Consider the following 15,065-nt stretch of genomic DNA (forward strand, 5'->3'; position numbering starts at 1 on the left):
CTATTTTGAGTTTACAAAAGCAGCTCTATTTTTCCAGAAATAATCCCATCCTGAAATAACAGTAAAGATTAATGCAATCCATATGAAGATATCCGCAACTGGAATATGGATTAAATTTAAAGGTACATCGTGTAATAAATATGCTGCAATCGCAATAATTTGTGTCCATGTCTTAATTTTTCCTAGCTGGTTTGCTGCAACTACTTCCCCTGTTCCAGCAAGTACAAGACGTAAACCAGTTACCGCAAACTCACGACTGATAATTACAATAACAATCCAAGCCGGTACATATTGCATCTCTACCAATGTAATAAGTGCTGCCGAAACAAGTAATTTATCAGCTAACGGGTCAAGAAACTTCCCTAAATTCGTTACAAGATTATATTTTCTTGCGTAATGTCCATCAATCCAATCTGTAGCTGAAGCAATGATAAAGATAAGTGCCCCCACTAAATGTTGAATCGGTAAATCAACATCACCAATTTTGTATGAACCCCAATCAAAGGGTGCTAACATAATTACCATAAAAATTGGAATTAAGAAGATTCTAGATATTGTAATTTTATTTGGTAAATTCACAGCTATTCCTCCATCATATCAAAAACATTTGTTCATCGAAAAAAAGTCATCGAAGCGATGACTGTTATTGTGCAGGTTGCTCTATCCCTTGGTTTTTTATCACCAATCTTTGGTGAAGTTCTTTTTCTGGATCCAATGGATAAGCGACCACTTGGCCATTCAGTTTAACTTCAACATTCGTTGCATTTCCAATATTAAGTCGCACTTCTTTTAATGTTGATACATCACGTTTTTCTATTTGGCCCTCTTGTACTGTAGCGTTTAGAATCACATTCCCAGCATCATCTTTAACATCTACATAACTCGCACCTTTACCCGATAATTCCAGTTCTAATGTTTTATTATTATGAATTTCCAAAGTAGATACCTTTCCAGTTGTTCCAACTACTTTCACTTCTTGCTGTCCAGTTGGTTGTGCTGATTGCTCCTCTTTCTTTGGTTCTTCTTTCTTTGGTTCCTCTTTTTTTGGCTCTTCCGCTTTCACTTCATCTTTCTTCGTATCTAACGGAGAATCTTTCGCTTTTTGAACTTCAATTTTCTCACTTTGAGCACTCGGAACTTTTTCATCATCTTTTCCAGTTAACGCTTGAAACACAAACCAGATTACCACTCCAACTGCGATTACTAACAGCGCAACTAAGATTTTCGGCATGTGATCTGCAATTGGCCATGATGAAGATTTTTGCATTGTTTCTTGTGTTTTTTGTCCCGTTGATACTTGTGGAACTTCACGCTTTTCAGATTGTGGTATCGTACTCTGATGTTCTACGAGCAGTTCCTCTCCATTTAATCCAACCGCATCTGCGTATTGTTTAATGAATGCACGCGCATAAAAAGCTCCTGGCAATACATCATAATTGCCTTCTTCAATTGCCACTAAATGGCGTTTTTGAATTTTTGTAATCTCATGCAGCTGATCAATAGACAAGCCTTTCGCTTCTCTTGCTTCTTTCAGCTTTTGTCCCAATTCCGTCACTACTAACACCTCAATATTTCTTTAAAAGTCAAACATAGAGAAATTATTTTGCGTACCTTGCTCAATTTCATCTACTAAATTATATTGAATTTCTTCATCATAATCGTTACGCAACTCGATAATATAATCAAAATCATCCAATGTGTATTCTGACTGACTCACAAATACATCAGGATGTTCCACAACTTTCGTTGCAGGCAATCTCATAATTTCACGAACGAGCTGCCAATGTCTTTCGTTAGCACGCTTCGTTGACACAATTCCATCTAGGATGAAAATATTGTCATCGCTATACTCATCTTCAATTAATTGACTACGAACAGTTTGCTTAATAAGAGTAGATGATACAAATAACCACCTTTTATTTGCACAAACACTTGCAGCAACAATGGATTCTGTTTTTCCGACACGAGGCATTCCGCGTATCCCAATTAGTTTATGGCCTTCTTTTTTCATAATTTCTGCCATAAAGTCTACAAGTAAGCCTAATTCATCACGCACAAATCGAAATGTTTTCTTATCATCCGCATCTCGTTGTATGTACCTACCATGTCTAACCGCTAGCTTATCTCTTAGCTTGGGCGGACGATATTTCGTTACCGTTATGTTATCCATCGTATTTAAAATTGATTCAAGTCTAGAGATTTGCTCTTGATTATCACACATAAGAAGTAACCCACGTCGTGCATTATCTACACCATTAATTGTGACAATATTAATGCCGAGCATACCGATTAACGAAGAAACGTCACCAAGCAAGCCAGGTCGGTTTTTATGTATTTCATATTCAAAATACCATTCAATCATCCAAGATCACTCCCCTTGCTTACTTTACACCTACGTACTATATTATATGATTTCACCTTAATAGGGAAGCTAAATGTATAATCTACCCTGTGTAATTATTATACAAAAAAAGTAGAGAGGAGAATCTCCTCTCTACTTTTACTTATGTTGTACGAACTTAACCATTAAATTTGCAATTGTATGTTGCTCCTGTTCATCAGCAACTTTCCAAAGCTCAGCTAATAATTTCTCTTGGTCATTGCGTCCTTCTACCTCATTAGCAAGATAGTCGCCAACACGAAACGCCATATCTGATACCGCACCGCCATCTAAACCTTTGTCTTGCGCTTGCTCTAAACGTTCTCCTAAAAAGCTCTTCCACTGATCAAAATTATCTAATACTGACATAATTAAGCACCTCACTATTGAGTAATAAAATCATCCTTAATTTGTGCAACTATTCATTTTTTATGTAAGAATTTTTTAGCAGTGCCAACCGCCATTCACTCCGATAATTTGTCCAGTTATGTAAGACGCTCCTGGTGATACGAGGAATGAAACTGTTTTCGCTACTTCTTCTGGTAATCCTATTCTACCTAATGGTATATCTTCAGCAATTCCCATTTTATCTTCTTCAGAAAAAACACTTAACATTTCCGTTTCAATTGCTCCTGGTGCTACTGCATTCACACGTAATCCACTTAAAGAAACTTCTTTCGCTAAAGCTTTCACATATGAATTTTGTGCCCCTTTTACCATTGAATAAAGCACTTCACAAGAAGCCCCTATTTGTCCCCATATAGATGAAACAATTACAATATTACCACTTCTTCTCCCGATCATAGGCGGAAGTGCCATAGAAAGTAATTTATATACGTTCTTCACTTGAAGTTCTACCATATAATCCAATTCATCGTTTGTTACATCTGTTACTAGTCCAAAAATACTCTTCCCAGCTGCGTATACAATAACATCAATAGGATGTTCAATTTGTCCCCACAATTGCTCTGCTCCATCACTAGAAGCTAAATTCGCTTGAACAGGGATAACTTCTCCCCATGCCTTCTGCAATTCCAATACCTTTTCTTCACTGTTATTGTAATGAACATAAACTGTATATCCATCTTGAATTAATTGTTTCGAAATAGCAGAGCCAATTCCTCCGCTCCCTCCAGTTACTAACGCATACTTTTTCATAAAGTCCCTCTCTTATCTCTACAAGTTCAATTTTCACATAACTAAATAATACCCTCATCTTACAATTTTTCAATGATAAGATGAGGGTATCTTTTTAATTTTATTTTTTCGGTAACACCTGACAAATACTCATTTTGTCTTCTGATAACAATAATTTCGCTACTTCTTGTAAGTCTTGAACGGTTAGTCCTTCTAATACAGTCAATGCGTCAAATAGGCTAGATTCATTAAACGCGTATCGTGTAAATTGATTTGCAATATATTCTGGTGAATTCAACGAGCGTAAAAAACCACCAATTTTCTTTTTCTTCACTCGTTCTAATGCCGCCGCATCTAATTGATCATAATCTGTTTTTAATAAAATATCTTTTAAACGATTTGCCAATTCATCAGGTTGTTTCGTATCACCGCCAACCATTGCAAAACCGAAGTTATTTTCTTCTGTATAGTCATACGAGAATGAATCATCAATAAGCCCTTCATTATATAAAGTTTCGTAATGAACAGAACTTTTCCCAAATAAATAATCTAAGAGTAACGTAAGCGCAATTTCTTGTTTTAAAAGCGCTTGCCCCTTTTCCTTTAAATTAGTCGCTTTAATACCAACTAAACATTTCGGTGTTTGCACAGGCATTGAAATAATTTTTTTCTTTTCATTTACCTCATTTGGTTCTTCTTCAAATGAACGCACAATTTCTGGCTGGTTTTTATAATCTTTTTTCGCTTGATTTTCACGTACTAAATCCATTGTTTTCTCTGGATCAATTGCACCCACAACAAATAATAACATATTGCTCGGATGATAAAATGTTTCATAACATTCATACAATAAATCTTTCGTAATTTTACTAATAGATTCGATTGTCCCTGCAATATCAATTTTAATTGGGTGTTTTACAAACAAGCTATCAATTAACCCGAAGTACAAACGCCAATCTGGGTTATCTTGATACATTTGAATTTCTTGCCCAATTATCCCCTTCTCTTTTTCAACCGTTTTTTCAGAGAAATAAGGCTCTTGCACGAAGTTTAGCAATGTATTTAAATTTTGTTCTACGTTTGAAGTACATGAAAAAAGGTAAGCTGTTCGTGTAAAGGATGTAAAAGCATTTGCCGATGCTCCTTGTTTACTAAACAATTGGAAAGCATCGTGATCTTCTTTTTCAAATAATTTATGCTCAAGAAAATGTGCAATTCCATCAGGCACACGAATCATTTCTTCTTTCCCTAATGGTACAAATGTATTATCTACAGAACCATATTTCGTCGTAAACGTCGCAAATGTTTTATTAAATCCTTGTTTCGGTAAAACATATACATCTAATCCATTAGGAAGTTTTTCATAATAGAGTGTTTCTTTTAATTGCTCATAAACAATTTTCTCCATTTACTCTCCCTCCGTTCCTTGTAAAAAGTAAATTGTGTCTAGTTCAATATTTTTAGCAACTTTTACAATTTCTTCTTTCGTCACACTTTCTATACCTGTAAGCCATTCTTCAACTGGACGTGTACGATCTGAAATAATACCATGATATAGCATTTCTACAAAGCCACGTGGTGTATCAATTGCCTCTAATATTTGATTTTGGATGACACTTTTTGTTTGATGTATTTCTTCTTCAGAAAACTCTCCGTTTTGCATCGCAAGCATTTGTTCTTTAATAATCTCAACTGCTTTTTCATAATTTTTCGCTTCGATTCCTGACATAACAAATAATAAACCTTTATGACTTTCAAAGCGCGATGCTGCATAGTACGCTAAACTATTTTTTTCACGCACATTTACGAATAACTTCGAATGAGAAAAGCCACCAAACAATCCATTGAACAATTGCAATGCAAAATAATCTTCATCTTTATATGTGACAAATGTACGATAACCGATGTGTAATTTACTTTGTTTTAATTCTTGTTTTTCAACAACTTCTTTTTCTTCATTATTTCGTCTATGAAGGAGTACATTTCTTTCTCTCACTGGACGAGTTGAAATAGAAAAATACTTACTTACAAGATCAACGGCGTTTTCTGAAATATCACCAATAATATATAGATCCATTTCATCTTCCGCTAACACCTTTTGATAATATTGATACAAACTTTCATTTGTAATAGACATAACACTCTCTTTTTTTCCATTTGCACTTAAACGATACGGTTCTACTTTGCACATTTCTTCAATTAAACGCTCGTTTGCATAACGCATTTTATCATCATAAGTAGCTTCAATTCTCTGTAACAGTGCTCTTTTTTCACTTTCTACGATAGAAGATAGGAAACCGTTCCCCTCCGTTGCTGGATGTAACACAATATCTGACAACATAGAAAGCGCTTTTTCAAATAACGGTGGTGCATCATGTAAATAAACTTCATTTGCAATGTCTACATAAATGGAGATAATATGGTCTTCCCCTTTTTTACTTACATCTACCGCTAAAGAAGATCCGTATAATTCTTCTAAATATTGACGAAGACGAATTACAGAAGGTAATTTTTCTGTCGCACTTTGCAATACGTATGGCAATAGGGCACGCTCTGTCACCGTCTCCTCATTTAAAGGCGCTTTAAAACGAAATACAAAGGTATTCGTTTTATATTTATCAGTCGGAATAATATGTACGCGCAAACCACCTAACTCATGTAGTTGTTGTTCCATTAGTTTCATTTATAGCCCTCCTTTACGTATATAGGAATATTCCTCTTCAATATACAGTTTTTAGAAATAAAAAATCAACTTTTCTCCCTTATTATGCTTACATATGATTCTTTCTAAAAACTTTAATATGTAAGGAACATAGTAAAATTCCGTATTAAATATATTCTATGTAAAAAAGCCCACACTAATGTGCGAGCTTTTTTATACTTATAAAATACTTATCGTTTTCCTTTTTCATAAGGAGTTCCTAAAGCTTTCGGAGCTTCAGAACGACCTACAAAACCGACAAGCGCTAATATTGTGAATATATATGGTAATATCGTTAATAAAACACTTGGAATTTGATCTAATACAGGGATTGTTCCGCCCGTTACACTTAGAGATTGCGCAAAACCAAAGAATAGAGCTGCACCTAGTGCGCCTAGTGGATTCCACTTTCCAAAAATCATAGCAGCTAAAGCTAAGAAACCTTGTCCTGTAATAGTTGCCCCTGAGAAGTTATTAGAAATTGACATTGCAAAAATCGCTCCACCAATTCCAGCAAACACTCCTGAAATACAGACTCCAATATAGCGCATTTTATATACGTTAATCCCCATCGTATCCGCTGCCATTGGGTGTTCACCAACAGCACGTAGACGAAGACCGAACGGTGTTTTATAAATAACATACCAAACAACGAATGCTAAAATAATGGCAATATATGACGTTATTGGTACGTTCGAGAAAAATATTTTCCCTAAAACCGGAATATCCGAAAGGCCTGGAATATCAATCTTTTCAATACGATACTGAATAAAGTCAGTCTGCCCTTTATCAAAAATCTTCTTAATTGCAAATACTGTTAAACCAAGAGATAAGAAGTTAATGGCTACACCACTTACAACTTGATCTGCTCGGAATGTAATAGAAGCTACCGCATGAAGTAATGCAAATAATCCACTACCAATTGCCGCAAATAGTAACGCAATCCACGGAGTCATCGTTCCCCAAGTATCACCCATTAATAAGTTTGTAACGACTCCAATAAATGCACCAAATAGCATTAGTCCTTCTAATCCGATGTTTACAACACCCGATCGTTCACTAAATACACCACCTAGTGCTGTGAAAATGATAGGTGCCGATGTATATAACGTACCCGTCACAAGAATGGCTAATATATCTAAAAAGCTCATTTATTTCCCCTCCTTGCTCATGCGTGTAAGCGCCCATCTTAACACATAACTACATGCAACAAAGAAGATGATACATGCAATAATTACATTAATAAGCTCTGACGGTACATCTGCCTCAAAGTTCATTTGAGGGGAAGCACTTTTCAAACCACCAAATAATAAAGCTGAAAGGATTATACCAAACGGATTATTCCCTCCAAGTAATGCTACGGCAATCCCATCAAATCCTACTCCTGTAAACGAAGACATCGCTGTCATACTCTGGAATGTCCCTAATCCTTCCATCGCTCCACCAATCCCCGCAAATGCACCAGCAATTGTCATGGAGAATACTACATTACGAGAAACTTTCATACCTGCATATTGAGAAGCATGCTGATTAAATCCTACTGACTTTAATTCGTAACCTAAAGTTGTTCGATCTAATAAGAACCACATTAAAATAGCGATTAAAATTGCTACAATAATTCCCCAGTGTAGACGTGAACCATCAGTAATAGAAGCAAGCCAGTCTGAAGATAGTGACGCACTCTCTTTAATATCATACGTTTTGTCATTACCCGCATGTAAGAAACGCTTAATGATGTCATACGTTACATACAAAGCGATATAGTTCATCATAATAGTTACAATAACTTCATTCACTTGAAACTTCCCTTTTAAATATCCCGGAATGAAGCCCCAAATTCCGCCCACCAATGCTGCAAATAAAATAGATAATGGAATATGAAGGAAAGCTGGTAGTGAGACTGCATAACCGAACCAAACCGCTGCAAGCCAACCAACTAACAATTGACCCTCTACCCCGATATTAAATAAACCTGTACGAAATGCAAACGCCACCGATAAGCCAGCAAGAATAAGCGGTATCATTGTACGAAGCGTTTCACCAATCGCACTTGCGCTGCCGAACATTCCTGTCCAAAGTGCACTATAACCAACAATTGGATCATAGCCACTAACTAGCATTACAATCGCTCCTACAAGTAAGCCGAAAATAACGGATAGTACTGGGACTAAAATATTTATCGTTCGTTCTGTTAAAAGCTTTTTAGCCATTTGTACCCACCTGCTCCTTCTTTGTTCCTCCAGCCATTAACAATCCAAGCTGTTGTTCATTCGTTTCTTTCGCATCAACTATTGCTACAATTTCCCCTTCATAAATAACAGCAATTCGATCGCTAACATTTAAGATTTCATCTAATTCTAATGATAAAAGTAATACACCTTTTCCTTTATCCCTTTGCTCTATTAATCTCTTATGAATAAATTCAATTGCTCCTACATCTAAACCACGTGTTGGCTGTGCCGCAATTAATAAATCTGGATTTCGGTCTACTTCACGTGCAATAATTGCTTTTTGTTGATTCCCCCCAGATAGAGCGCGTGCTAACGTTTGCTCACTAGGTGTACGCACATCAAACTGTTCAATAAGAGCCTTTGCTTTTTCTGTAATTTTGCTGAAATTTAAAATCCCTTTCTTTGAAAATGGATTTTTATAATACGTTTGCAGAACTATATTATCTCTAACAGAAAAATCAAGAACGAGTCCGTGTTTATGACGATCTTCTGGAATATGACCAATTCCTTCTTCTGTTATTCTTCTAACAGGCCAATTTGTTATTTCTTTTCCTTTAATTGCAATAGAACCTGACTCAACTTTTCGTAAACCAGTAATTGCTTCTATTAATTCACTTTGTCCGTTTCCATCAATCCCTGCAATCCCAACAATTTCCCCCGCACGAACAGTTAAGTCAAGGCCTTTTACAGCAGGTAGTTGACGTGCATCGTGAACAACAAGGTTTGCAATTGAAAGTACCTCTTCTTTTGGCTTCGCGTCTATTTTTTCTGTTTTAAAATTCACTTGACGTCCGACCATTAATTCTGCAAGTTTATTTTCATCCGTATTTGCAACGTCAACCGTTCCAATCCCTTTTCCTTTACGAATAATCGTACAACGATCGCAAACTTCCATAATTTCTTTCAACTTATGTGTAATAAGAACAATAGATTTTCCTTCTTGCACAAGCTTTTTCATAATTTGAATTAGCTCATGAATTTCTTGCGGTGTTAACACAGCTGTTGGTTCATCAAATATTAAAATTTCTGCACCGCGGTAAAGAGTTTTCAAAATCTCAACACGCTGCTGCATACCAACTGAAATATCCTGTATTTTCGCATATGGATCTACAGATAAACCGTATTGTTCAGACAGTTTTTGAATTTCTTTAGCAGCTTCCTCAACAGCAATTTTCCCTTTTTTCTTCGGTTCATTTCCGAGAATAATATTCTCTGTAACTGTAAAATTATGAACAAGCATAAAGTGTTGATGGACCATTCCAATACCAAGGTCATTTGCTATATTCGGATTTGTGATTTTTACAGGTTTACCTTTAATTTTAATTTCACCCTGCTCTGGTTGGTACAAACCAAATAGTACATTCATCAATGTGGATTTCCCTGCACCATTTTCTCCAAGTAAAGCATGTATCTCACCCTGCTTTACTTGCAGCGTAATATCATCATTCGCTACAATGCCTGGGAATACTTTCGTAATGTTATTCATCTCAATTACGTATTCCATTGTGTTCCTCCTTTTAACAGGGAACATTCCCTATTACACTATTAACTTATTAAGCAATTCGGAAGTTTTATACATACAAAGGTTAGTTCTATGAACTAACCTTTGCTATTTCTCTATTTATTTTTTTAGAGAAGCTTCATATTCTTTATACTCTTTATCTGTAGCTGGCACTTTAATTTCACCGGCTGTAATTTTCTTTTCAAGCTCTTCTACTTTTGTTAAAATTTCAGGGTTAACTTTTTTCACGTTATCAGTTGTTTTTGAAATACCAATACCGTCATCTTTTAAGCCAAACTCTTCAATTTTCCCGCCTTTTAAATTCCCATCTTTTGCTTCTTTAGCTACTTTTTCTACTGCTACATCAACACGTTTAATCATTGAAGTTAATGTTACATTTTCAGGCATACCTTCTTGATGTTGGTCACGGTCAACACCGATTACCCAAACATTTTCACCTTTTTTCTTACGGTTTTTCGCTTCTGTGAACACACCGTTACCTGTACCACCAGCAGCATGATAAATTACGTCTACGCCTTGACCATACATTGCTGAAGCAAGAACTGTACCTTTTTCAGGCTTATCGAATGCTTCTGCATATTCAGATACGATTTCAATGTTTGGATTTACTGCCTTTGCACCAGCTTTAAATCCATTTTCAAATTTACTAATTAAATCACTTTTCATTCCACCAACAAATCCTACTTTATTCGATTTTGTTGACATAGCTGCTACCGCACCTACAAGGAATGATCCTTCATGATCTTTAAACGTAATGCTCGTTACGTTCGGTGCATCTACAACAGTATCTACGATTGCAAATTGTTGTTTTGAAGATTCTTTTGCTACTTCTTTAATTGCACCTTCTAATTTATAACCAATTCCGAATGTTAAATCATATTTATCTTTTGAGAATTTTTTTAAATTCGGAATATAATCAGCTTCTTTTTCAGACTGAAGGTAACGATAATTTGTCTTTTCTTTTAAACCATTATCTTTACCAAACTTTTGTAACCCTTCCCAAGAAGATTGGTTAAATGACTTATCATCAACGCCCCCAACATCCGTTACGAGACCAACCTTGAAGTCTTTATTGTCTTTCGTGTCTTTCTTGTCACTGCTCGCCTTATCCGAGTTACCACATGCACCTAAAACTGTACTTGCTGCTAAAGTTAATGATAATAAAAGGCCTGCTTTTTTCTTCATACTAGAAACCCCTCCAAAAATGATATATATTTATTTATTCTTACGCTGCTGTTCCTTACTTCTTGCTGTCACCTCCCTAAAAAGGAATTTACCTACATACGCTTTCTTAATACGTGGAAGCTAAATTTATCAGCTCTAAAGTAATTGATAGAATATAAGATTGGCTCATCATTTTGATCATAGTGCATTTGTTTTAATACAAGCAGTGCTGTTTCAGGCTCACATTCTAAAATTGGTGAGATTTTAGGGTGATAGCCAATTGGCTCAATGTGAGCAACCGCATATGTTATGCGCTTATGCGTGTTATTATGTATCACCGTTAATAATGATTCCTCATTGTAACCCGATAAGTCTGGCAATATTTCTTTTGCAAGTTTATCGATACAATACACAACAGGTTCCCCATCTGCTGTACGCACGCGTTCAATCATCACTGCATTAAAACCATCTTCACTATTAAACTTCTCTTTTTCCTCTTCTGTTAAAGTTGTAGTAGATGATGATAAAAAGATTGTTCCTGGTGTTTTCCCCACACTAGAAATCATATCTGTAATACTAGAAAGTTGTTCTATTCCAGAAGAAAATAATGGCTTTGCATTTACAAATGTCCCTACACCATGTCTACGAATGACAACATTTTCTTCTTCTAAAATACGCAACGCTTCCCTTAAAGTCGCTCTACTTACGCCAAGTTCTTTCGCTAAATCAAACTCTGATGGTAACTTTTGTCGTTCTTTATAAGCGCCATCTTTAATTTTTTCTTTGATGTGATCAATCACCCGTAGATATAGGTGACGACTATCAGATTTTACTGACATAAGACTCCCCCGCATTTCAATTATTCGACCTCTGATGTAAGACTTCTTTTCTCTTTTTTCAACTTACAACATAGTACAAATGACTAAACACCAAAATAAGTGTAATTGTCGAATAAATAATAATAATTTTTTAAAATAAAATTTTCACTCTTTATTGCATAAAAAAAACTTTGCACCATAAACATTCCTCATTTCGAGAAAAAGTTCGGCACAAAGATCCTTTACATCCTTTGTTACACACTTTTCCCCTCATAGTCTAGCAATTCATGGTTGCCAGGTAGAAACTTATGGACCTTATCTCCAAGATTATATGAGGCAGTGATTCTTTTCGAAGTAATCTTACCACTTGCTCTCATACGTGTCAACAAAATCTAACCTTTTTCTGCATTAAATATCGAACATTTACATAAAACATACTCAAAGTATTCGTATTCTAAAGGGCACCCCTAAATGTAAGCCCTTTCTTTATCGCTGAGTATAGTATATAACAAAAACACTATATAAAAAAGCCTAATTGTAAAAACAATTAGGCTTTTTTTAAGAACTTTTTTCTTGTACATCATTAATGAGTACTTCTCTCGGTTTACTCCCTTCATACGGACCTACTACACCATTCATTTCCATTGCATCAATTAGGCGAGCAGCTCGCGTATAACCTACTCTAAACCTACGTTGTAACATAGAAACAGATGCTGTTTGCATTTCCACTACAAGTTGAACCGCTTCATCATATAATTCATCTTCTACTTCCTGCTTCGTATCAGGAACATCTTGCGGAATCATATCTTCTTGATATTGTGCTTTTTGCTGTCCAATAACATATTCTACGACTCTCTCAACTTCATCATCTGATAAAAATGCGCCTTGTACACGTACAGGTTTCGATGCACCAATTGGTATAAACAGCATGTCTCCACGACCTAGTAGCTTCTCTGCACCACCACCGTCAAGAATTGTACGAGAATCTGTTTGAGAAGATACAGCGAATGCAATACGTGATGGAATATTTGCTTTAATAACACCCGTAATAACGTCAACTGACGGACGTTGCGTTGCAATAATTAAATGAATACCAGCAGCACGAGCCATTTGCGCTAGACGCATAATCGCATCCTCTACATCAGACGAAGCAACCATCATTAAATCTGCTAACTCGTCCACAATTACTACAATATAAGGTAATTCGGGTTGTTTCGCTTCTGATTGACTATTATGCTCTTTTATATAATCGTTGTATCCTTCAATGTTACGTGTACCACTATGAGCAAACAATTCATAACGACGTTCCATTTCACTCACAACTTTTTTCAATGCTTGCGATGCTTTTTTCGGATCAGTTACAACTGGCGTTAACAAATGAGGCACACCGTTATATACATTTAGCTCTACCATTTTCGGGTCAATCATCATTAATTTTACTTCATGTGGTTTTGCACGCATTAAAATACTAACAATAATACCGTTAATACATACACTTTTCCCGCTACCTGTCGCACCAGCTACGAGTAAATGAGGCATTTTATTTAGACGGGCTAATACAGCTTCACCTGTAATATCTCGGCCAAGACCAATTAACAACTTCTCTTCTGGATGATTATTAGCCTTAGAGTCAAGAACTTCCCTCAGCGTTACCATCGAAACTTCTGAGTTTGGAACTTCGATCCCTACAGCTGATTTCCCGGGAATTGGCGCTTCAATACGAATGTCCTTTGCAGCTAAAGCAAGGGCTAAATCATCACTTAAACTGACAATTTTGCTTACCTTTACCCCCATATCAGGATACACTTCATATTTTGTAACTGCAGGACCTCTATGCACTTTTGTTACTTTCGCTTTCACTCCGAAACTTTGGAATGTACGTTCTAATTTACGAGCATTCTCATAAATTTCCGCATTTTCATTTGTAACTTGCTTATTCTTTGGAAATTTTAATATATCAAGTGAAGGAAGCTTGTAATCTTTATTTTCTACATTTGAAAATTGCATAGGAGGTGCTTGCGCTTCACTCTCTAACGATTCAACAATTTTTTCTCCACGCTTTTTCTTTGGTTCTTCAATTGGCGGAGTCTCTTCAATAAACGGTGAAGTGATCAACTCTTCTTGCTCTACTTCGATTCGTTTATCCTCTTCTTCATTTACAGGATAATTCTCAGTGAAATTCGAAATAATCGGAGGATCAATTGAGATTTCTTCCATCGGCTCAATAATTTCTTCTTGTTCTGCAGCACGTTTGCTTCTTGTGCTTCTTGTTGTTTTTTTCTTTTCTGTTTGTTCAGCCGTTCTTTTGGCTCTCCAATCTTTATAATCCCCTTGCATCACTTGAAACTGACTTCTAAGAATTCTACCAACTGGAGCTAACACTTCTCCAATATGCTTATTTGTTATACAAAGTATACCGAGAATAACTAGAATAATACCAATGATATAAGCTCCTACTTCGTCAAATAAGAAGTAACATGTTGCGAACATAAGCGCACCAAACATACCACCACCTAAATGAACGCTATCTGGCCCCTTTTTCATTTCAAGAAAGAAGTTATCTTTCGTACTCACAATAACAGAAGTATTTTGCACTGCTCCATCTTTTGTAAGAAGGTTAAATAATGTAATATGACTAAACATTAATATCGCCAATACAATTAAATAAAATCCAATTAATCGTTTATTTAAAAGGTTCGGCCATCCGCGTTTTATAACAAAGGAAACCGATAAAGCTATTACACCTAACACACCAATTATGTACCACTCACCAAAGAAGAAGCGAAAAAATAACACAAACGATTTCCCTACAACGCCTAGCTGTAAAATCGTAATGATTGAAAGTGCAAAAAGAGTTAAACCGACGATTTCATAATACAAAGTTGGCTTTATCGTACGTCTTGCCTTTGCCTTCGTCCCTCTTTGCTTTTGTTTTGCCATTTCTTCACCTCGTGTTCTACATATAAGTAAAGCTCCCTTCAAAACGCTCTATTTATATGTCTGTTTTCTCTATTTTTCTGGTCTTTATATCTTCTATTTTTACACTTCTTGTAAAATGCTAAATAAACAGAAGAAAGCAGCCTACTCATGGCTGCTCAACCGTCTTGTTTTT

The 15,065-nt window shown here is 35.9% G+C and carries 13 protein-coding genes and 1 riboswitch; all 13 genes read right to left on the minus strand.

Annotation, left to right across the window (positions count from 1 at the left end; genetic code table 11):
• The 13 genes from pgsA to ACUL40_RS11155 all read right to left on the minus strand — a co-directional run bounded on the left by pgsA (position 1) and on the right by ACUL40_RS11155 (position 14,893).
• A complete protein-coding gene (gene pgsA, locus ACUL40_RS11095) occupies positions 1-579 on the minus strand; it encodes a CDP-diacylglycerol--glycerol-3-phosphate 3-phosphatidyltransferase (protein WP_001052967.1) in 579 nt (192 codons plus the stop codon).
• A gap of 64 nt (positions 580-643) precedes the next feature.
• Positions 644-1,555: a helix-turn-helix domain-containing protein gene (locus ACUL40_RS11100; RefSeq protein WP_074047426.1), complete on the minus strand. Its 912-nt coding sequence runs from the start codon at positions 1,553-1,555 to the stop codon at positions 644-646.
• Between the two features lie 21 nt (positions 1,556-1,576).
• On the minus strand, positions 1,577-2,362 hold the full coding sequence (locus ACUL40_RS11105; RefSeq protein WP_000574107.1) for a DUF3388 domain-containing protein: 786 nt from the start codon (positions 2,360-2,362) through the stop codon (positions 1,577-1,579).
• A 138-nt stretch (positions 2,363-2,500) separates the two neighbouring features.
• Positions 2,501-2,749, minus strand: coding sequence for a DUF3243 domain-containing protein (locus ACUL40_RS11110; protein WP_000114450.1), 249 nt, complete (start codon positions 2,747-2,749; stop codon positions 2,501-2,503).
• Between the two features lie 75 nt (positions 2,750-2,824).
• Complete coding sequence (ymfI, locus tag ACUL40_RS11115; protein WP_000759604.1) at positions 2,825-3,538, minus strand: elongation factor P 5-aminopentanone reductase; 714 nt, start codon at positions 3,536-3,538, stop codon at positions 2,825-2,827.
• A 100-nt stretch (positions 3,539-3,638) separates the two neighbouring features.
• Positions 3,639-4,925 (minus strand): EF-P 5-aminopentanol modification-associated protein YfmH, encoded by a 1,287-nt coding sequence (gene yfmH / locus ACUL40_RS11120; RefSeq protein WP_000411976.1) that lies wholly within the window; start codon positions 4,923-4,925, stop codon positions 3,639-3,641.
• Positions 4,926-6,200, minus strand: coding sequence for an EF-P 5-aminopentanol modification-associated protein YfmF (yfmF, locus tag ACUL40_RS11125; protein WP_000772418.1), 1,275 nt, complete (start codon positions 6,198-6,200; stop codon positions 4,926-4,928).
• Positions 6,201-6,409: 209 nt separating this feature from the next.
• The gene (locus tag ACUL40_RS11130; protein ID WP_000008856.1) at positions 6,410-7,369 is read right to left on the minus strand and encodes an ABC transporter permease; all 960 of its coding nucleotides are present in this window, start codon (positions 7,367-7,369) and stop codon (positions 6,410-6,412) included.
• Complete coding sequence (locus tag ACUL40_RS11135; protein ID WP_001085254.1) at positions 7,370-8,428, minus strand: ABC transporter permease; 1,059 nt, start codon at positions 8,426-8,428, stop codon at positions 7,370-7,372.
• The gene (locus ACUL40_RS11140; RefSeq protein WP_000456914.1) at positions 8,421-9,953 is read right to left on the minus strand and encodes an ABC transporter ATP-binding protein; all 1,533 of its coding nucleotides are present in this window, start codon (positions 9,951-9,953) and stop codon (positions 8,421-8,423) included. Before ACUL40_RS11140 ends, ACUL40_RS11135 begins: the two co-directional genes overlap by 8 nt.
• Positions 9,954-10,070: 117 nt before the next feature.
• Positions 10,071-11,156: a BMP family lipoprotein gene (locus tag ACUL40_RS11145; protein WP_000725771.1), complete on the minus strand. Its 1,086-nt coding sequence runs from the start codon at positions 11,154-11,156 to the stop codon at positions 10,071-10,073.
• Between the two features lie 92 nt (positions 11,157-11,248).
• Positions 11,249-11,974 carry a GntR family transcriptional regulator gene (locus tag ACUL40_RS11150; RefSeq protein ID WP_000114182.1) on the minus strand — a complete coding sequence of 242 codons (726 nt, stop codon included), beginning with the start codon at positions 11,972-11,974 and terminating at the stop codon, positions 11,249-11,251.
• A gap of 232 nt (positions 11,975-12,206) precedes the next feature.
• Positions 12,207-12,308: riboswitch (purine riboswitch) on the minus strand.
• A gap of 203 nt (positions 12,309-12,511) precedes the next feature.
• Complete coding sequence (locus tag ACUL40_RS11155; RefSeq protein ID WP_001118782.1) at positions 12,512-14,893, minus strand: DNA translocase FtsK; 2,382 nt, start codon at positions 14,891-14,893, stop codon at positions 12,512-12,514.
• Positions 14,894-15,065: the final 172 nt, after the last annotated feature.

Source organism: Bacillus sp. KNSH39 (assembly GCF_052656585.1).